General features: G+C 71.6%; 19 protein-coding genes. 10 read left to right on the top strand and 9 right to left on the bottom strand.

Annotated features, from left to right (window positions below):
* Positions 1-88 precede the first annotated feature (88 nt).
* The gene (locus tag D3273_RS15265) at positions 89-652 is read left to right on the top strand and encodes a metallophosphoesterase (RefSeq protein WP_129227753.1); all 564 of its coding nucleotides are present in this window, start codon (positions 89-91) and stop codon (positions 650-652) included.
* 30 nt (positions 653-682) lie between these two features.
* Here the strand turns inward: D3273_RS15265 and D3273_RS15260 are convergent, their stop codons facing one another.
* The 7 genes from D3273_RS15260 to D3273_RS15230 all read right to left on the bottom strand — a co-directional run bounded on the left by D3273_RS15260 (position 683) and on the right by D3273_RS15230 (position 8,252).
* Complete coding sequence (locus D3273_RS15260; protein WP_129227752.1) at positions 683-1,930, bottom strand: amidase family protein; 1,248 nt, start codon at positions 1,928-1,930, stop codon at positions 683-685.
* Between the two features lie 92 nt (positions 1,931-2,022).
* Positions 2,023-2,682: a bifunctional 4-hydroxy-2-oxoglutarate aldolase/2-dehydro-3-deoxy-phosphogluconate aldolase gene (gene eda / locus D3273_RS15255; protein WP_129227751.1), complete on the bottom strand. Its 660-nt coding sequence runs from the start codon at positions 2,680-2,682 to the stop codon at positions 2,023-2,025.
* Positions 2,683-3,554: 872 nt separating this feature from the next.
* Positions 3,555-4,988, bottom strand: coding sequence for a dihydropyrimidinase (gene hydA / locus D3273_RS15250; RefSeq protein ID WP_281011298.1), 1,434 nt, complete (start codon positions 4,986-4,988; stop codon positions 3,555-3,557).
* A gap of 8 nt (positions 4,989-4,996) precedes the next feature.
* On the bottom strand, positions 4,997-6,211 hold the full coding sequence (locus D3273_RS15245) for a cysteine desulfurase-like protein (RefSeq protein ID WP_129227749.1): 1,215 nt from the start codon (positions 6,209-6,211) through the stop codon (positions 4,997-4,999).
* Between the two features lie 19 nt (positions 6,212-6,230).
* A complete protein-coding gene (locus D3273_RS15240; RefSeq protein WP_129227748.1) occupies positions 6,231-6,722 on the bottom strand; it encodes an ureidoglycolate lyase in 492 nt (163 codons plus the stop codon).
* 22 nt (positions 6,723-6,744) lie between these two features.
* The gene (locus D3273_RS15235; protein WP_129227747.1) at positions 6,745-7,416 is read right to left on the bottom strand and encodes an amino acid ABC transporter permease; all 672 of its coding nucleotides are present in this window, start codon (positions 7,414-7,416) and stop codon (positions 6,745-6,747) included.
* A 26-nt stretch (positions 7,417-7,442) separates the two neighbouring features.
* Complete coding sequence (locus D3273_RS15230; protein ID WP_129227746.1) at positions 7,443-8,252, bottom strand: transporter substrate-binding domain-containing protein; 810 nt, start codon at positions 8,250-8,252, stop codon at positions 7,443-7,445.
* Between the two features lie 204 nt (positions 8,253-8,456).
* Here D3273_RS15230 and D3273_RS15225 point away from each other — a divergent pair, with 204 nt between their 5' ends.
* The 3 genes from D3273_RS15225 (at position 8,457) to D3273_RS15215 (ending at position 10,892) form a co-directional block, all read left to right on the top strand.
* Positions 8,457-9,161 (top strand): FadR/GntR family transcriptional regulator, encoded by a 705-nt coding sequence (locus tag D3273_RS15225; protein WP_165359508.1) that lies wholly within the window; start codon positions 8,457-8,459, stop codon positions 9,159-9,161.
* A gap of 505 nt (positions 9,162-9,666) precedes the next feature.
* Entirely contained in the window at positions 9,667-10,056 is a 390-nt protein-coding gene (locus D3273_RS15220; RefSeq protein WP_129227813.1) for a RidA family protein, read from the top strand.
* 8 nt (positions 10,057-10,064) lie between these two features.
* Positions 10,065-10,892, top strand: a complete 828-nt coding sequence (locus D3273_RS15215) for a creatininase family protein (protein WP_129227744.1) — start codon at positions 10,065-10,067, stop codon at positions 10,890-10,892.
* On the opposite strand, the gene D3273_RS15210 is transcribed toward D3273_RS15215, so the two are convergent.
* Together D3273_RS15210 and D3273_RS15205 are read right to left on the bottom strand one after the other, a co-directional pair.
* Positions 10,877-12,202 (bottom strand): cytosine deaminase, encoded by a 1,326-nt coding sequence (locus tag D3273_RS15210; RefSeq protein WP_428977783.1) that lies wholly within the window; start codon positions 12,200-12,202, stop codon positions 10,877-10,879. The two genes, D3273_RS15215 and D3273_RS15210, sit on opposite strands and share 16 nt — an antisense overlap.
* A gap of 133 nt (positions 12,203-12,335) precedes the next feature.
* Positions 12,336-13,238, bottom strand: a complete 903-nt coding sequence (locus D3273_RS15205; protein WP_129227742.1) for a LysR family transcriptional regulator — start codon at positions 13,236-13,238, stop codon at positions 12,336-12,338.
* 163 nt (positions 13,239-13,401) lie between these two features.
* Between D3273_RS15205 and D3273_RS15200 the strand changes: the two genes are divergently transcribed.
* The 6 genes from D3273_RS15200 (at position 13,402) to D3273_RS15175 (ending at position 19,126) form a co-directional block, all read left to right on the top strand.
* Positions 13,402-14,382: an ABC transporter substrate-binding protein gene (locus D3273_RS15200; protein WP_129227741.1), complete on the top strand. Its 981-nt coding sequence runs from the start codon at positions 13,402-13,404 to the stop codon at positions 14,380-14,382.
* A gap of 2 nt (positions 14,383-14,384) precedes the next feature.
* The gene (locus D3273_RS15195; protein WP_129227740.1) at positions 14,385-15,230 is read left to right on the top strand and encodes an ABC transporter ATP-binding protein; all 846 of its coding nucleotides are present in this window, start codon (positions 14,385-14,387) and stop codon (positions 15,228-15,230) included.
* Entirely contained in the window at positions 15,227-16,027 is an 801-nt protein-coding gene (locus tag D3273_RS15190; protein WP_129227739.1) for an ABC transporter permease, read from the top strand. Before D3273_RS15195 ends, D3273_RS15190 begins: the two co-directional genes overlap by 4 nt.
* 77 nt (positions 16,028-16,104) lie before the next feature.
* Complete coding sequence (locus D3273_RS15185) at positions 16,105-17,187, top strand: aromatic ring-hydroxylating dioxygenase subunit alpha (RefSeq protein ID WP_129227738.1); 1,083 nt, start codon at positions 16,105-16,107, stop codon at positions 17,185-17,187.
* On the top strand, positions 17,184-18,545 hold the full coding sequence (locus D3273_RS15180; RefSeq protein ID WP_129227737.1) for an FAD-binding oxidoreductase: 1,362 nt from the start codon (positions 17,184-17,186) through the stop codon (positions 18,543-18,545). Before D3273_RS15185 ends, D3273_RS15180 begins: the two co-directional genes overlap by 4 nt.
* Positions 18,545-19,126: an NAD(P)H-dependent oxidoreductase gene (locus tag D3273_RS15175; protein WP_129227736.1), complete on the top strand. Its 582-nt coding sequence runs from the start codon at positions 18,545-18,547 to the stop codon at positions 19,124-19,126. Before D3273_RS15180 ends, D3273_RS15175 begins: the two co-directional genes overlap by 1 nt.
* Positions 19,127-19,549 lie beyond the last annotated feature (423 nt).

Raw genomic sequence — 19,549 nt, 5'->3', positions numbered from 1 at the left:
TGGGGGAATGCGGCGACTGCGGCGCTTCCCCGCGGCGCGGGCGCTTCGCGCGGCGATGCCCTATATCGGCTCGGACGATCGAGACGCCATGACGACCTTCTTCACCGCCGACACACATATCGCCGACGCCCACATCCTGCGCATGCGGCCCTTCGCCGACATCGACGCGCACGATGCCGCGGTGATCGCCCGCTGGAACGCCCGCATCGGCCCCGACGACGAGGTGTGGCACGTCGGCGACGTGTTCGGCGGGGTGGGGCGCGAGCGCTGCGCGGCGCTGTTCGCGCGGCTCAACGGGCGCAAGCGCCTCGTGATCGGCAACCACGATTCCAACCGCGTGCTCGAGCTGCCCTGGGCGGCGCCCCCGGTGGAGCACGCGCGGGTGACGATGAAGTCGGCCTCGGGGGCCGAGGTGCGGCTCTACCTCGCCCATTACCCGATGCGCTCCTGGCCCGGGCTGTGGCGGGGCACGCGCCACCTCCACGGCCACACCCATTCCATGCTGCCGGGCACGAGCCAGTCCTGCGACGTCGGCGCCGATGCCTGGGACTACACGCCCGCCACCATCGACGAGATCATCGCCCGGCAGGACGCCACGCCGGTGCTCCCCGAGGAGCTGGCGGTGTGGGCGGCGCGGCGGGCGGGGGAATAGCGAGCCCGCGTCCCGCCGGCGCGCCGGCCTTCACCGCCCGAAGCCGCGCCGCAGCACCGCCTCGATCGCTTCCGCCGCGGCCAGCACCGCCCAGTCGTCGCCGTTGCGGCCCATCACCATCAGCCCGGCGGCGAGGCCCTCCGGCCCGCTCATCGGCACGGTGGCGGCGCAGCCGTCGACGAGGTTGACGCGGGACGGGTTGCGCAGCACCAGCGCGTTCAGCCGGTCGAAGTCGCGCTCGACGGCCGCGATCGTCGGCGCCACCACCGGCACGGTCGGGCCGACCAGCACGTCGAAGCCGCGGGCGACCGCATCGTAATCCGCCACGGCCTCCGCCCGGCGCGCCTTCGCGTCGGCCAGGGCTTCGGGCGTGACGGCGGCGCCGGCGCGGATGCGGCGCAGCACGCGCGGATCGCCGACCGCGTCGAGCCGGTCTAGGTGCCCGCGGTGGATCGCATGGGCTTCGGCGGCCACGATCGTGGCGTTGACGTCCGACGCATGGGCGAAGCACGGCACCGCCACGTCGCGCACCTCGGCCCCGGCGCGGGACAGTTCGGCCAGCGCGCGGGCGTAGTGGTTCCCCACCGCGTCGTCGAGGCCGTCGGCGAGCACGGTCGACACCGCGCCGATCCGCAGGCCCGCCACGCCCCGGCGCCGCGCCGCGGGCCGGTCCTCGCCCGACAGGGCGGCGTGGACGGCGGCGCAGATGGCGATGTCGGGGGCGATCGGCCCGAAGCTGTCGTAGGTGCCGCTGAGCGGGAAGCCGCCGGCGAGAGGCACGGCGTTCTGGCTCGGCTTCCAGCCCGCGAGGCCGTTCAAGGCCGCCGGGATGCGGATCGAGCCGCCGGTGTCGGAGCCCAGCGCCGCGTCGCAGAGCCCGAGGCCCACCGACACGCCGCCGCCCGACGACGATCCGCCGGGGATGCGGGACGGGTCGCGCGCGTTGCCGGGCGTGCCGTGGTGCGGGTTGAGCCCCACGCCCGAATAAGCGAACTCGCTCATCGCCGTGCGGCCGAACGGCACCGCGCCGGCGGCGAGCAGGCGCGCCACCGCGGGCGCGTCCGCGACCGCCGGGGCGCCGTCGCGCAGCAGGGCCGAGCCGGCCGCCGTGACGGCGCCGGCCTCGTCGAACAGGTCCTTGATCGACACCCGCAGCCCGTAAAGCGGCAGGTGATCGCCCGCGCGGCGCCGCGCTTCCAGCCCGCGCGCGACCGCGTAGGCGCGGTCGGCGTCGAAACGGGTGAAGATCTTGGAAGCTTCGGCGAGGCCCAGCGCCATGACGCGGTCGATGCCGGCGCGGGTGGAATCGGCGGCGCGGAAGCGGAAGCGCTCCGGGTCGGCGCCGAAGAAGGAAGTTTGCGGCGAAACGGTCAGGGCCGCACCCGCTTCACGGCCTCCACGGCCGCCTTGGCGTTGCGGGTGATGTCGGCCCAGCGGCCCTCGCGGATGTCGTCCGTCTTGGCGATCCAGGTGCCGCCCACGGCCGCGATGACGTCCATCTTCAGCCATTCGCCGAGGTTGTCCACGGTGACGCCGCCCGTCGGGATGAAGCGCATGCCGAGGTGGGCGAAGGGGGCCGAGATGCCGGCGAGCGCCTTCGGGCCGCCCGCCGTGCCGGCGGGGAAGAACTTGCACAGCTTGACGCCGCGCCGCACCGCGGCACTCAGCTCCGAGGGCGTCATGATGCCGGGCGCGAAGGCCCAGCCCGACGCCATGGCGCCGTCGACGATCGCGGGGTCGAAGCCCGGCGCCAGGCCGAACCTGGCCCCGCTCTGCCGCGCCGCCGCGAGCGAATCGAGATCGAGCACCGTGCCGGCGCCGACGAGGAAGTCCGGGCGCTCGGCCGCCATCTTCGCCATGGCGTCGGCCGCCGCCCTGGTGCGGAACGTCACCTCGGCGACCGGGATGCCGCCCTCGGCCAGCGCGTCGGCGAGCGGGATGGCGTGGGCCGCGTCCTCGATGGCGATGACGGGCATGACGCCGTAGCGACAGGCCCTGGCGAAGACGTCGTCGGTCACCGTTTCGGTCATGGTGCGGGCCCCCTCGTTGGCGGGCCCGAGTCGTAGAGGCTCGCACGAAGGGCGGCAAGCCGTAGCGTCGCGGCCCCCGCCGGAGGGCCGCACCCGCCGCCGGCGGGGGCGAGCCTGGAGGACGCGCGCCGGAAGCGTGACGCGCTGCCGCGACCAGCGCCGCGCCCGCGTGCCGGCGTGCGGGACGGCGTCCCGCAGGCTCGCCGTAGGTCCTGTACGGGCGGCGGCCTTTCGGCCCGCCAGCCGCGATCAGCGAGATGCAAGCGGCTCACACGTCCATCGTCGAGGACCATGTCGCTCTGATGCCGGGCGGCGGAGATGCAGACGCATCTCCACCGTGCTGCGCCGCGCGACGGCGGTGCTGTCGTTCGAACCCAGCAACACTTCCCGTGTCGCGGCGAAGTGCGGTCCTGCCCCGCCCGAGGTCATGATCCATGACGTTTCTGCCGGCCCCCGAGCCGTCGATGGCGCTTTCCAGGCAGGCGAGCGCGGCGGCGAACGGGGACAGGCGCTTCCGATCCCGCCGGGTCGAGGTCGCTGGAACCGTCGGATGCGGGCACGACGACAGCCTTCGCCAGCGAAAGCCCGGCCTCGAAGCGGTTCTTCGAATCATTCTCCCGTCGGAGCAGCAGGCACGGGCCGGGGACACATCGTCGTGCGGATGGAGACGGCCGCCTCCCTGCCGGCCGCATCGCCGGCGTCGGCGCCGCGATCCATTCCCCCGGCCTGCCGGGACCTGCAGACCCCGGGAACGCGCTGGATCGTCCGATGACATCCCGCAGCGTCCTGAGAGCGGGCATTCTGCTCCCCCTCCGTCGAACGCTCGCGTCGACGTCACGCGGGCAGGTCAGAGGTGACGTTGAAGACGGCTATCAGCCAGCTTCCGGCGAGGCGCGCCGGCCCGAAGTTTCGCGCGGCAGAAACGCACCGTAGCCGGCCTCGGCCACGACGCGGCCGCCGTCGAACACCACGCGCCCGCGCACCATCGTGGTGACAGGCCAGCCCGTCACCTCCAGGCCCTCGTAGGGCGTGTAGTCGCTGCCGTGGTGCATCAGGTCTTGCGTGATCGTCACGCGCCGTTCGGGGTCCCACAGCGCGATGTCGGCATCGGCCCCGATCGCGATCGAGCCCTTGCGCGGGTAGAGGCCGTAGAGCTTGGCGTGGTTGGTCGCCGTCAGGGCCACGAAGTCCTGCAGCGTGATGCGGCCCTTGACGACCCCCTCCGAGAACAGGATCGGCAGCCGCGCCGCGACGCCCGGGATGCCGTTCGGCACGGCGCGGAACGAGGCCCGCGCCTTGGGGCCCGTCTTGCCGGCGGCGTCGTCGTAGCGGAACGGGCAGTGGTCGGAGGAGAAGGTTTGGAACGTCCCCCCGGCGAGGCCGCGCCAAACGGCGGCCTGGGATTCCGCGTCGCGCGGCGGCGGCGAGCAGACGAACTTCGCGCCTTCCGTCCCCGGCCGGTCGAGGTCCGCGGCGGTGAGGACGAGGTATTGCGGGCAGGTTTCGGCGTGGACCGTGAGGCCGCGCCGCCGCGCCCATTCGATCTGCTCGATGGCTTCCCGCCCCGACACGTGCACCACCATGATGGGGATGCCGGCGAGCTCCGCCAGCGCGATGGCGCGGTGCGTCGCTTCGCGCTCCACCACCTCCGGCCGCGATGCCGCATGGGAGGCGGGTTCGGTGCGGCCCTCCGCTTCCAGCCGGTCGGCCATGAACCTGATGGAATCGAAGCCCTCGGCGTGGACCATGACGAGGGCGTTCTCCCGCCGCGCCACGTCGAAGACGTCGAGGAGCTGGCGATCGGTCAGCACCATGTCGTCGTAGGTCATGAAGACCTTGAAGGACGGGTACCCGTCCTTGACGAGCGCCGGCAGCTCCTGGCCGAGCACGCCGGGGGTCGGGTCGGTGACGATCAGGTGGAAACCGTAGTCGACGAGCGCTTCCCCGCGCGCCTTCGCGTGATAATCCGCCACGGCCGCTCGCAGGCTTTCTCCGCGCCGCTGCAACGCGAAAGCGATCACGGTCGTGTTGCCGCCTGCCGCCGCGCTGACGGTGCCGGAGCGGAACCCGTCCGCCATCGCGATGCCCTCGCCCTGGAACTGGTCGAGATGGACGTGGCTGTCGATGCCGCCCGGCAGCACGAGCAGGCCCGCGGCGTCGATGGTCCGCGCGGCCGGCCCCACGTCGTCGCCGAGCGCCACGATGCGGCCGTCCCGCACGCCGACGTCGCAGCGCATCGTGTCGGCCGCGGTGGCGACGGTGCCGCCGCGGATCGCGAGGTCGAGCGGCGCCGACGATCCGGTCACGGCGGGCCTCATCGGCGCAGCGCTTCGTCGAGGGCGGCGACGAGCCGGTCGACTTCGCCAAGCGTGTTGTAGTGGACCATGGACACCCGCACGACGCCCCCATCCCCCGCGAAGCCCAGCCGCTCGACGAGGCGGCGGGAATGGAAGTCGCCGAACCGGATGCCGAGCTCGTGCCGGTCCACGGAGGCCACCACCGCGGCGCTGTCGCGCCCCTCCACCTTGAAGGAAACCGTCGGCACGCGCTCCGGCCCGGCGCGCCGCCCCCCGATCACCCGGACGTCGTTGCGCGAGCCGAGGTAATCGAGCAGCCTCGCCCCGATGGCGGTCTCCTGTTCGGCGATGTCGTCGTAGGCCCGTTCGATCGCGGCGCGGTCGCCCGTGCCGCCGCCGAGCTCGTCGAGGTAGTCGACGAGGCCCGCCGATCCCCAGGCCAGCTCGTAGTTGGTGTTGCCGGGCTCCAGCTTCGCCGGGACTTTTTCGCGCCCGTAGAAGTAATGGTAGAGGCCGTCGAGCTCCAGCAGCTTGTCGTGCTTGCCGTAGAGCACGGCGAAGTGCGGCCCATAGGTCTTGTAGAAACTGAACACGTAATAGTCGACGTCGAGCGCCCGCACGTCGACGGCGCGGTGGGGCGCGTAGGCGACGGCGTCGACGGCGATCTCGGCGCCGCGGGCGTGGACGCGGCGGGCGATCTCGGCGATCGGGTTCACGGTGCCGAGGATGTTGGAGCAATGCGTCACCGCCACGAGGCGGGTGCGCTCGGTCATCAGGGCGTCGAGTTCGTCGAGCGACACCTCGAACGTGTCGGGATCGAGCCCCCAGGTCCGGATGACGATGCCGCGCTTCTCGAGCGCCCGCCACGGCCCGATGTTGGATTCGTGGTCGAAGTCCGTCACCACGATCTCGTCGCCGGGGCGCAGCCGGCCCTCCATGGCGCGGGCGAGGAACTGGAACATCACGGTGGTGGACGGCCCGAGCACGATCTCCTCGAGGCGCCCGGCGTTGAGTAGGAGAGCGATGCGGGCGCGCGCCTCGGCCAGGCGCTCGACGGCGCGGCGCGACTGCGGGTAGGAGGCGCCGGTCTGCACGCTGGTGGTGAGCAGGTAGTCGCGCACGCGGTCGGCGACGCGCTCCAGCACAAGCGAGCCGCCCGCGTTGTCGAGGTAGCCGAAGCCGTCGGCGAGGGCCGGGAACTGACGGCGGACGTGGTCGATGTCGAGGGGCATGGGGTGGTCTCGTTCGGGATCAGGCGACGACGAGGAAGGGCGAAGCGAGGCGGTGTTCGACGGTGTCGCTTCGGCCGCGTTCGAAGGCGATCATCAACATGTCGCCGCCCGCGTCGAGCGCCACCATGGGGGCGTGCCACTGGCCGCGCGCGTAGCGCAGCGCGGTGCCCCGCTCCCCGACGAAGGCGCGGGCACCCGCCGGGTCGGGCGAGCCGTCCGGGCCGGAGGGCGCCACCACGACGAGGAAGCGCGTGACCGTGAGGGCGGCGAAGACCTGCGGCGACCCGGGATGGCGTTCGAACAGGCCGATCGGGAGCGGCAAGCATTGCGGCGCCAGGCGGTAGACCGCGAAGGCAGGCGCCGTGCCGGCGGCGCGGTCGGCGAAGCCGTCGAGATCGGTGCGCCAGGCCGTGCCGGCGTTGACGGTGCGGGCCACCGCCCCGTCGTGAGCCAGCACGGCGCCAAAGGGCGCGAAGGCGGAAGCCGTGAGCGGCATCGGTCGCAGGAGCAAGCGGGAGGGTTCTCCTCGTCGGTCATCGGGCTCGCCGCCGGAGCCGGCCCTCGTAGAGGCCGACGAAGCGGACGCAGGGCAGCAGCAGCGCGATGTAGATGACGGCTGCGCCGATCAGCGGCGTGGGATTGGCGGCCAGCGCCTGGGCTTGGGTGGCCTGTTTCAGCAGGTCCGGCATGGCGACGACCGAGGCGAGGGCCGTGTCCTTGAAGACGTTGATGGCGTTGGACGTCAGCGGCGGCACCACGAGGCGGACCGCCTGCGGCAGGACGATGCGCCTCATCCACAGCGGCGGCGGCATGCCGAGCGCGCGCGCTGCCTCCACTTGCCCCGACGGCACGGCTTCGATGCCGGCGCGCAGGATCTCGGCCGAATAGGCGGCCGACACCAGGCTCAGGGCGGCCGTCGCGGAGGTGAAGGGTGACAAACGCAGCCCCAGGAAGGGCAGCGCATAATAGATCACGATCAGCAGCACCAGCACGGGGATGGCGCGGAACACGTCGATGTAGGCGATCGCGACAAGCCTCGCGACCCGCCCGCCGTAGAGGCGCAGCAGCACCAGAGGCAGGCCGCCGGCGAGGCCGAGCGCGACAGCGGCAGCGCCGAGCCCCAGTGTCACCCAGAGGCCGGTGAGCAGCAGCGGCAGCGCGTCCCGGAACACGCCCCAGTTCAGGAAGGTGTCGAGGAGCGACACGGGGAAGCGAAGCCTTCACGCCCGCGTCAGGGCTTCGGGATCTCGGCCTTGGCCACGGTGCTGGTGGAAGCTTCCGGCGCGACGCCGAACCATGTCTCGTGCAGCTTGGCGATGTACCCTTCCGACTTCAGGGTCGTCAGCACGGCGTCGACCTTGCCGACGAGCGGGCTGTCCTTGGCGAACATCACGGAATAGCGCTCGCCCGTGGGGATGCGTTCGACCACCTTGTAGACCGGCTTGTCCTTCACGTAATACTGCAGGGCCGGGATGTCGCTGACGTAGCCGTCGATGCGGCCGGCCGCGAGGTCGAGCATGGCGGGCGCCAGACCCTCGTAGCGACGGATGTCGGCGAACTTGTCGTCGGCCCCGTGCTGAGTCGCGTAGATGTCGCCGGTCGACCCCGTGTCCACGCCGACGGTCTTCCCGGCCATGCCCTTCAGGCCCGAGATGCCGGACTTCGCCATCACGGTCAGCGACTGGTCGCTGTCGTAGTAGGGCTGCGCGAAGGACACGCTGGCGAGGCGCTTCGGCGTGATGGTGATGGACGAGACGGCGGCGTCGATCTGCCCGGACTGCACGGCGGCGAACAGGCCCGTGAAGGGGATGTTGATGAAGGTGACGTCGTCGCCCAGGCGCTTCGCCACCTCCTTCATCAGGTCGACCTCGAAGCCGACGGTGTCGCCGTGCGCGTCCTGGAACTCCCAGGGAAGGTTGCCGATGTTGGCGCCGACCTTCAGGGTGTCGGCGGCCCGGGCGCCGGGCGCGCCGAACGCGGTGGCGCCGAGGGCCAGCACGAGGGCGAGGCGGCGGGTGACGGGACCGGGGGCGAAGCGCATGGACGATCTCCTGAACGGCGGGCGCTCCGCGGCGATCGCGCGAAATCGGCCTGACCGGTTTGACCGATGGAAAGGTGCATGGGATCCCCGCCCGGGGCAAGCCGCCGTGGGTCCGGGAACCGCGGAGATGATGGGCACGGACGCGGAGATTTTCGGCGTGGCGCCCGGCGCGACGGCAGGTCGTGGTTCGGCGGGTGCCCGCCGATGAACTGGACGCCGCTGTCCGAGCCCGCGCCGGGCGACCGCGTGCCGGTTTCGCGCGGCATCGCGGAGCGCCTGCAGGCCCTGATCCTACAAGGCGGCCTCGCGGCCGGAGACAGGCTGCCGTCGCAGAGGGACTTGGCGGCCAGGTTGGGCGTCAGCCGTCCGAGCCTGCGCGAGGCCATGGCGGCGCTCGAAACCATGGGGCTCGTGGTGGTGCGGGTGGGCAGCGGCGTCTACGTGGCGCCGCCCGCCCTCCGGGCGCCGCCGTGGCGCTTCGCCGACCGCTGCAGTCTTCGCGACGTGTACGAGGCGCGCCTCGGGCTCGAAGGCTACGCGGCGCGCCTCGCCGCGGGGCGGATGGACGGAGCGGGTGCACTGCGGCTCGACGAGGAGGTCAACGCCATGGCGAGTTCGCTGGAACGGGGCGACGTGGCCGCCATGGCGCTGGCGGACGCGCGCTTCCACGACCTCGTGGTGGAGTTCGCCTCCAACCCAGTGCTGATCGGGATGGTCGGTCCGATGCGCGACATGATGGTCGAGAGCCAGCGATTGCCGATGGCGCGGGCGGACCGGCTCAGCGAAACCCTGGTCGAGCACCGCGCCGTCGCGTCCCGCCTCCGAGAAGGCGACGCCGCCGGGGCCGAGCGGGCCATGGCGTCCCACATCCGGGGCGCGGCGGACCGATACGGCGTGTCCCTGGCCTGAAGCACGGGGGCGGCGGAATGCCCTGCTGGCACGGAAGCGGTCGCGGGCACGCCCCATCCGCGGTCTGTCGACGAGGACTGCCAATGTCCGCATCGCCCGGAACCTCGGGTTCTCGTCATGGCAGTCGAGCGCTCCGAACGGTCGGACGTCAACTCCGACCACGGCTCGATTCGAACCCGGCCATCCCGCCGTCGACCCGGCCTCGCCGTTTGACGGCGGCGGCCTGATCGACTCGACCGAACCCTAGTGCACCGCGTCCTAGCTAGTGGGCCGACTTGAGCAAGCGGATGCATCGTCCGTCCGGGTCGGACCACGAGGGCCGTGGTGCCATGTCGGTCGAAAACGAGCGCACCATCTGCCTCCTCGCCCTGGTTCGCCGGTCGTCGGCGATCGGATTTCGGTCCGCGGCGGATGACCGCTCGGAACGCGCCTTGCATGCGATCCGGGCGCAGGACATGCGGCGCCGATGGAGGCGCTGCCTCGCCTCCTGCCGCCCGTGGAGTCCATGCTCGACCGTCTCAACCCTCCCGCCCTGCCTCCGCCTTTCGCTCGCTACGCCCACGGTGTGGCGGTGCCGCCCGGCGCCCGGCTCGTCTTCTGCTCGGGGCAGCTCGGCATGGCGGCGGACGGCACCGTGCCGGAGGGCGCCGAGGAGCAGGCCGCGCTGTGCTTCGCCAACGTGGCGGCCATCCTGGCCGAAGCCGGGATGGCGCTTTCCGACATCGTGCGGGTCAACGCTTACGTGACGGCGCGCGAGCACATGGCCGGCTACATGCGCGCCCGCGACCGGGCGGTGGCCTCGCCCCCGCCGGCCTCGACCCTGATGATCGTCGGCGGCTTCACCCGGCCGGAGTTCCTGGTCGAGGTCGAGGCCGTCGCGGCGAAGATGGATTGAGAGGGCGAATGTCGTTCCGCACCAGATACTGGGCCGAGATGGCCTGGACGGACTTCCGCGACGCCGACATGGCGTCCGCGATCGCCGTGCTGCCGGTCGCGGCCATCGAGCAGCACGGGCCGCACCTGCCCGTGGGCGTCGACACGTTCATCATGGAGGGCTACCTGCGCGCCGCTGCAGCGCGGGTGCCGGACGACCTCCCCGTCCTGTTCCTGCCCGTGCAGGCGGTGGGCAAATCGAACGAGCACCTGGAGTTTCCCGGCACCCTGACCTTTTCGGCCGAGACGGTGATCCGCGCCTGGCGCGAGATCGGCGAAAGCGTCCACCGGGCGGGGGTGAGGAAGCTCGTCCTCGTCAACTCGCACGGGGGCAACATCCCAGCCCTCGACATCGTCGCGCGCGAGCTTCGCGTCCGCCTCGGTATGCTGGCCGTGGTGGTGAGCTGGAACCGCTTCGGCACCCCGGACGGGCTGTTCGGCGCCGGTGAGAAGGTGCATGGCATCCACGCGGGCGAGGCCGAAACGTCGCTGATGATGGCCTTCCGGCCGGAACTGGTGCGGCGCGAAGCGATCGAGGATTTCGTGCCGAACTCGGTCGCCATCGCGGAAGAGTTCGCCCACCTGCGCGTCACCCAGCCGATCGGCTTCGGCTGGATGGCGCAGGACGTCGGGCCGAAGGGCGCCATGGGCGACGCCGCGAGCGGGACGGCCGCGAAGGGCGAGGCGGCGCGCGACCATGGCGCCGAAGCCTTCATCGCGCTGCTGCGCGATGTCCAGCGCTTCGACGTGGGGCGGCTCGCAAAAGGGCCGCTCGCCGCCGGTCAAAGCTCCGCGTAGCTCGGCGCCTTCGCATCGATCCTCCGGCCGCCGCGGATCACCGTGCGGTCGCCTTGCGGCCGCGCCATCACCTGATCCATCGACCAGGCTTCCAGGACGATGAGGTCGGCCGAACCGCCGACGGCGATCCGCCCCGCATGCGGGAGCCCCATGATGGCGGCCGGCGCCGGCCCGCAAAGGGCCGCAGCCTCGCCGAACGGGTGGTCGAGGTGGGCGATCCGCACGGCCTGCCGCCACGTGTCCAGCATGTCGCCGTCGCCGTAGGCATGGAACGGGTCGCGGCAGTTGTCGCCCGCCACCGCGACGCGCACGCCCGCGGCTCGCAACTCCTCCAACGGCGCCACGCCGCGCCAGCGCGGGGTCCGGCCGGGCGCGCGGTCCTGCAGGTACATGTTCACCGTCGGCAGGCTCACCACCGCGATGCCGGCATCGCGCAGCAGAGCGGCCTGCTCGCGGAACGTGGGCTCGTCCTGGAGCGCCAGCGAGCAGCAGTGGCCGCAGGTGACACGGCCCTCGTAGCCGTGGCGGATCGCGGCCCGAGCCACCGCCGGCAGAGCCGCGGCCGTCGGGTCGCCCGACTCGTCGACGTGGAGGTCGACGTCGAGGCCCCGCTCCCGCGCGAGCCGGAACAGGCGGTCGAGCAGGTCGGTGAGGTCGGAAAGCTCCTCCTCGTGCAGGCCCGCGGTGGCGCGGGTCACGCCACCCATCAACCCGCCGCTCGCCGCCACGAGGTCGGCGAGGTCCGCGCCGAAGGGCGTGCGGTACACGTCGAGCGCCACCAGCGCCACGGCCTGGAGCGCGACCCGCCCCGCATAAGCGTCACGCAGCGCTCGGAAGGCGGCCCAGCTGTCGGGCGCCTGGCCCTCGTAGGAGTCGAGGTGGGTGCGGATTGCCGCCACCCCGTGGGCCTCGGCGCAGCGCAGGCCGAAGCCCATGCGGCGGTCGAGGTCGGGCCGGCGCCAGTTGGCTTCGCGGTCGGCCCTGGTCGCGTCGATGGCGCCGCGGAAGTCGCCAGGCCCGTTCGGGGCGCGATCGACGATGTGGCCCTTGTCGAGATGGGTGTGCACGTCGACGAGGGTCGGCCAAAGGTGGCGGCCGCGGAGATCCACTTCGCCCGGTGCCGGGGCGTCCCCCGCCGCGGCCCGAACCGCGGCGATGCGCCCGCCCACGAGGACGACATCGACCAGCGCGGCGCCGTCGCGGTCGACAGCGGCGCCGTCCGGCACCCGATCGAGGAAGGGAGACGGCACGCGGGCGCTTCTCAGCGTCGCCGTGCCGTCGAGGGCGGCGAGGTCCGGTGTGGGGATCAAGGCGTCGTACTCCGGGCGGGGCGGGTCGAGGGGCGAGCCAGCCACGGCGGTGTGCCGCCGTCGAGCGCGGAAAAGCGTGCGCGCCGTCGCCTCGGAGGCAACGGGACATAGCGGCAGCATGGGCGACGGGCGGTCAGGACTCGTCGGGGCGCGGGGCGAGCGCCGTGCCGAGATAGGCCGCCACCGCGCTGACCACGGGGTCAAGCGGCCCGGCGGCGCGGTGCACCAGCGACACCGACTGGCGCGCCGGGCTGCCCTGGATCGGCACGAAGGCGAGGCGGCCGGCGCGCAAGTCCTCCTCGACCTCGAAGGCGCACATGAAGGTCACGCAGGGGCTCGCCCGCGCCATGCGCCGCATCAGCTCCAGCGAGTTCGTTTCCAGCGCGGGGCTGAGGTCGACGTTGGGCGGCACTAATTGGTCGGTGGCTTCGCGCAGCGACATGCCGCGCTCGGCGAGCAGCAGCGGGTGAGCCAGGCAATCCGTGAAGCGCAGGCTGAGGCGGGATGCGAGCGGATGGTCGGGGGCCATCACGGCCCCGATGGCGTGCTCGAAGGAGGCGGCGCGGAACAGGCGGGGGTGTGACGGCAGGTTGAAGGCGAGGCCGAGATCGGCCTCGCCGGCCAGCAACGCCCCTACGATGCCGTCCTTGTTGAGCACCCGCACCGCCAGCCTGACCCGGGGATGGGCGGCGCGGAAGGTGCCGAGGGCGGGACCGAGCTGCGTCGCGGCGAGGCCGCCCATGGTGGCGATCACCACCTCACCCTGCTGCAGGCCCTTCAGCGCCGCCATGCGGCCGAGCGCCCGCCCGTGTTCGCGCAGGGTTTCGCGCACGTGGGCGACCAGGACCTCGCCCGAGGCGGTGAGGCGCAACCCCCCGGGCATGCGCTCGAACAGGGGGGTGTCGAGCTCCGCCTCCAGCGACAGGATCTGCCGGTTGATGGCCGATGCCGCGACGTTCAGCCGGTCGGCCGCCTTGCGGATCGAGCCTGCGCGGGCGACCTCGTCGAGATAGCGGAGCATGCGTCCGTGCAGCATGGAGGGTTCCGGGCTGCGGGAACTGCCGGTCCCGCGAGCAGGTGGTCAGATGTTCGCCAGCGTCCGCTTTTTGCGGACGGGACGCGCGTCAAACGATGCTCGCACGCAACGTGCCATCGTGGAAGTCTCGCGGCGTCCCGCACCGACGCAGACGCGAGGTCCCATGTCCGCCGCGACGCTTCTCCGCTCCGCCCTCGCCGCAGCCCTCGCGGCCCCGCTCCTCGCCGCGCCGGCCGGGGCGGCGGAGAAGTTCTCGTATCTCACGAGCTGGTTCGCCCAGGCCGAGCACGGCGGCTTCTACGAAGCCCAGGCCGAGGGCCTCTACGGCAAGGCCGGCATCGACGCCGACATCCGCCAGGGCGGCCCGCAGGTCAATGCCATGCAGCTCCTGCTGGCCGGCCAGGTCGATGCCGTCATGGGCTACGACTTCCAGGTGCTGAACGCGGTCGAAAAGGGTCTTCCCGCCGTCACGGTGGCGACGACCTTCCAGTACGATCTCCAGGGCCTGATGACCCACGCGGACGTGAAGGGTCTCGGCGATCTGAAGGACAAGACGGTCCTCATCGCCTCGTCGAGCCACACGACCTTCTGGCCCTGGCTCAAGGCGAAGTACGGTTACACGGACGCGCAGACCAAGGCGTACACGTTCAACCTCCAGCCCTTCTTCGCCGACCCGAACGCGGCCCAGCAGGCCTACCCGTCCTCCGAACCCTTCCAGGCGCAGGAGAAGGGCGTGCCGGCGAACTTCTACCTCATGGCGGCGGACGGCTACCCGCCCTACGGCTCGACCATCGTCGTGACGCGCAAAACCCTGGAGGAGCGGCCGCAGGTGGTGCGGGCCTTCATCAAAGCCTCGATGCAGGGCTGGCGCGATTACATGAAGGATCCTGCGCCCGGCAACGCCCTCATCAAGGCCGCCAACCCCAAGATGGGCGACGCGCAGATCGCCTTCGGCATCGCCAAGCTGCGCGAGCTTCACGCCCTCGACGGGAAGAACGGGGTGCCGATCGGCGCGATGACCGAGGCGCGGTGGAAGGCCACGGACGACTACATGGTCGGGGCCGGGCTCCTCAAGCCCGAGGTCGACTGGCACAAGGCCTTCACGACCGAGTTCGTGGGCGACCTCGACGCCAGGCTGAACTGAGGATGCCGGTGCGCGCCGCCCACGCCGGGCCGGCCGACCGGCCCGGCGATGCTCCTCCCGGCGCGCCGGCGGTCGAGATCCTGTCGGCCGACAAGGTCTTCGCCAACGGCGCGCGGGGCCTCGCGCCGCTCAGCCTCGCTGTCGGCGAAGGCGAGTTCGTGTCCCTCATCGGCCCCTCGGGTTGCGGCAAGAGCACGCTGTTGTCGCTGATGGCGAACCTCCAGCAGCCGACCGATGGGCGCGTGCTGTGGTGGCGCGGGGGCTTCGACGCCGTCGGGCGCGAGGGCCGCCGCTTGTCCCTGGTGTTCCAGGACGCGACTCTGATGCCCTGGGCGCGCATCGCCGCCAACGTGCGCCTGCCGCTCGACCTCGCGGGCGTGCCGACGCCGCAGGCCGACGCGCGCGTCGCCGAAGCGCTCGCCCTCGTGGGCCTTGCCGACCGCGCGCGCCACTACCCCCGCCAGCTTTCGGGTGGCATGCGCATGCGCGCCTCGATCGCCCGCGCGCTGGTGACCGAGCCGAACCTGCTGCTGATGGACGAGCCCTTCGGCGCGCTCGACGAGTTCACCCGCAACCGGCTCGACGCCGATCTCGCCGCGCTGTGGTGGCGGCGGCGTTTCGCGGCCGTCTTCGTCACACACTCGATCTACGAGGCGGTGTTCCTGTCGACCCGCATCGTGGTGATGGCCGCCAACCCCGGCCGGGTGTTTCGCGAGATCGATGTGCCCGAGCCCTTCCCGCGCGGGGATGCGTTCCGGACGAGCGCCGGGTTCGCCGACCAGTGCCGCGCGCTGTCGGTGGCCCTGATGGAGGCGTCGCTGGCGAGCGGGCAGGGAGCTGCCGCGTGACCCCGCTCGTCCAGTCCGCGCGCTTCCGCGAGGTCGGGCCGCCCGTGCTCACCGGCCTCGTCCTCCTCGGCCTGTGGGAGGGCACCTGCCGCCTGTTCGGGATACCCGAGTTCCTGCTGCCCGCGCCGAGCGCGGTGGCGCGCGTCTTCGCGACGGACGCGCCGACGCTGCTCCGCGCGCTGCTGTCCACGCTGGAGGTCACCGTGATGGCCTTCGGACTCGCGGCCGTGGTGGGCACGCTGGTGGCCTTCGTCTTCGTGCAGAGCCGTGCCGTCGAGCGGAGCCTGTTCCCCTATGCGGTGATGCTGCAGGTGACGCCGGTGGTCGCCATCGCGCCCCTGATCATCATCCTGGTCAAGGACACGCGGCTGGCCCTCGTCGCGTGCGCGGCGCTGGTGGCGCTGTTCCCCGTCATCTCCAACACGACACTGGGCCTGCGGACGGTCGACCCCGGCCTCGCGAACCTGTTCGCGCTGCACAAGGCCGGGCCGCTGCAGACGCTGGTGCGCCTGCGCATCCCGAGCGCGCTGCCGCTGTTCTTCGCCGGGCTTCGCATCTCCTCAGGCCTCGCGCTGATCGGGGCCGTGGTGGCGGAGTTCGTGGCCGGCACGGGGGGCACGGGCTCGGGCCTCGCCTACGAGATCCTGCAGTCCGGCTTCCAGCTCGACATCCCCCGCATGTTCGCGGCGCTGTTCCTCATCACGGCGGCGGGCGTCGCGCTGTTCCTCATCATGGCCGGGCTGACGCGGCTCGCCCTCGGCGACTGGCACGAGAGCGAGCGCCGCCCCGAGCGATGATGCAGATCGCTATCAGGCGATCTCGCCCGATCGCGCGACGGTGCTCGACAGATTCGCAATCCCTGAAGGGATCACCCATGCTGACCACGCGACAGCCCGTCCTGCGCCGCTTCTGGTACGCCACCGAGAAGCTCGACGCGCTGCATGACGGCCCGAAGCCCTTCACGCTGATGGGCGAGAAGCTCGTGCTCTTCCTCGACGCCGAGGGTGAGCCCGCGGCCCTGATGGACCGGTGCTGCCACCGCACCGCCAAGCTGTCCAAGGGCTGGTGCCACGAGGGGCTGATCACCTGTGGCTACCACGGCTGGACCTACGACCGCACGGGGCGGCTCGTCGACATCCCGCAGTTCTCGCCCGATCAGGTGGTGCCGCGCCTGGGCGTGCGCGCCTACCACTGCAAGGCGCGCTACGGCTACGCCTGGGTGTGCCTCGGCGAGCCGCTCGGCGACATCCCCGACATCCCAGAGGAGGCAGACCCCGCCTACCGCCGCATCATGCAATTCCACGAGGACTGGTCGACCTCGGCGATCCGGCTGATGGAGAACTCCTTCGACAACGCCCATTTCGCCTTCGTGCACCGGGCGACCTTCGGTCTCGCGGACCAGCCGGTTCCGGAGAAGTACGAGCTCGTCGAGACCGAGTTCGGCTTCACGGCCGAGACGGTGGTGACCATCGCCAACCCGCCGATGGCGCATCGCATCTCCGGCACGGACGCGCCGACCACGCGCCGCCACATGCGCAATGCTTGGTACATGCCCTTCTGCCGCCGGCTCGACATCGAATACCCGGGCGGCCTGCGCCACATCATCTTCAACTCGGCGACGCCGATCGGCGACGGCCGCATCAAGCTCGTTCAGATCCTGTACCGCAACGACACGGAAGCGGATTGCTCCACCGCCGAGCTGATCGCCTGGGACAAGGTGATCACCGACGAGGACCGCGACATCCTCGAATCCACCGACCCCGACGCCACGATGGACATGGGCCGCAAGGTCGAGTCCCACATGCCGTCGGACCGGCCAGGCATGATCATGCGGCGGCGTATCCTGGCGCTCCTCCGAGAGCACGGCGAGGAGGAAGTGTCCGAAGCCGTCCCTGCCGTCTTTGTGCCGACCCTCGTCCCCCATGAAGCTCTGCTGACCCAGGAAACCGCCCGATGAGCGCCCTGCCTCACCCCCAGATCGGCGCGCTGCTCGCCGCCATCGACGGCGTACCGGTCACGACCGAACCCTCGACGGTGCGCAAGCGCTCGCGCGACTTCTTCTGGTACAGCCCCATCCTCGACGCGCAGCTCCGCGGCAAGAGCGCCGATATTCTGGTGTCGCCGCGTGACGAGGGCGAGGTAGTTCGGGTGGCGGCTGCCTGCGCGCGGCTCGGGGTGCCGATCACCCCGCGTGGCGCCGCCACGGGCAACTACGGGCAGGCCGTGCCGCTGCACGGCGGCGTGCTGCTCGACATGGCGGGGTTGAAGGACATCGCATGGGTGCGGGACGGCTCCGTGCGCTGCGGCCCCGGCCTCGTCATGTCGGAGCTCGACGCGGCGCTGGCCCCGCACGGGCTCGAGCAGCGCATGCACCCTTCGACCAAGCGGCGCGCCACGGTGGGCGGCTTCGTCGCCGGCGGCTCGGGCGGGATCGGCTCGATCACCTACGGCGGCCTGCGCGAGCCTGGCAACATCCTGGCGGCGCGGGTCATCACCGTCGAGCCCGAGCCGCGCGCGATCGAGTTGCGCGGCGATGCGGCCCAGAAGGTCAACCGCGCCTACGGCACCACCGGCATCATCACGGCGCTGGAGTTCCCCCTCGCCCCCGCTTGGCCCTGGGTCGACCTGATCGTCGCCTTCGACAGCTTCGCGGAGGCCATGGCGTTCGGCCACCGCGCGGCGCTCGCCGATGGCATCACCAAGAAGCTGCTCAGCCCCATCGCCTGGCCGCTGCCCTCGCACTTCGCCGAGGTGCGGCCGCACTGCCCCGAGGGCAAGGCGGTGCTGATCGCCACTGTGGCGAAACACTCGGTCGACAGCTTTCTCGCGCTGCTCGGCGACGCCGGCGCGGTCACGCTGGAGCGGCCCCTCACCGACGCGCCGGGCCAGACGCCGCTCTACGAGTACACCTGGAACCACACCACGCTGCAGATGCTGAAGGCCGACCGCGGCGTGACCTACCTCCAATGCCTGTTCCCGCACGACGCCGTGCTGGAGAAGGTCGCCGAGATGTGCGCCTTGTTCCCGGACGAGCTGCTCGGCCATTGCGAGTTCATCCGCTTCGGCGGCCGCATCACGGCGAGCGCGCTGCCCGTCATCCGCTACACGACGCCCGAACGCCTCTCCACTATCATGGCGGCCCACGAAGCGGCAGGCGTGATGATCGCCGACCCGCACGTCTACACGCTGGAAGACGGCAGCCGCCACAAGCGGGCGGAGGCCGACCAGCTCGGCTTCAAGCGCGAGGTGGATCCTCGGGGACTGTTGAACCCCGGCAAGATGCGCTCCTACGTGCCGGCCGCAGCTGCGACCTGATGCGCGTCCTCTACGTCTACTGCCACCCGCTGCCGGAAAGCTTTCACGCGGGCCTGCGCGCCGAAGCTCTCGCCGGCCTCGCCGAGGCGGGGCACGACGTCGACCTTCTCGACCTCTACGCCGAGAAGTTCGATCCCGTGCTGACCGAGGACGGGCGGCGCCACTATCACGACCCCGCGGTGAACCGGCGCGGCCTCGAAACCTATGTCGAGCGGCTCCGAGCCGCCAAAGCGCTGGTGTTCCAGTTCCCCACCTGGACCTTCGGGCCGCCCGCCATGCTGAAGGGCTTCTTCGATCGCCTGCTGATGCCAGGGGTCGCCTTCGACATCACCGACCCGAAGCGCGTCCGCCGGCTGCTCACCGACGTCAGGCGCATCGCGGGCGTCGTCACCTACGGCCGGCCGTGCCACATGGTGTGGTGGATGGCGAACCCGTCGAAGAAGATCGTCACGCGCTACCTGCGCTGGTTGACCGGCGGCGCACGGGCCGACTTCCACGCGCTCTACCACATGAATGTGGCAACGGCAGCCGATAGGGATCGCTTCAAGGCGCGGGTGCGCCGTGCCATGGCGGATTTCTGAGGGGACGCGAGTGTCGCGCGAGGCCGCGTGCACATCCTGGGACGCCACCGATCTCGGTTCACCCGGCACTTGGCGGCTGTGCGGTCTGCGCGCATGGCCGGACCCACCATGCCCGTCTCGGCTTCGTCGGCCGCCTCGGCTTGCTCGACTTCATTCCGCTGGAGTTGGAGATGTTCGGATGGCAGGCCTTCGGCCCGGGGACCGAAACGTCGGCGCTGCAGAACAGGAGCCGGGTCGCAGAACGGGGCGGTGCCCAGCCGTTCGCGCCCCGCGATGGCGAGGCCGTCCATGGTCTTGCGGAGGCCTATGACGGGTGGTCGCCTTGACGCGCGAAAGCCCCGAGGTGTGGGCCTCGGGGCTTTCGGGATGGTGATGGTTGGTTGCGGGGGCAGGATTTGAACCTGCGGCCTTCAGGTTATGAGC

Source organism: Lichenibacterium minor (assembly GCF_004137685.1).
In the GTDB taxonomy this organism is placed as follows: domain Bacteria; phylum Pseudomonadota; class Alphaproteobacteria; order Rhizobiales; family Beijerinckiaceae; genus Lichenihabitans; species Lichenihabitans minor.
Note: the sequence above shows the minus strand (reverse complement) of the source record. Positions and strands in the feature narration are given on the sequence as shown.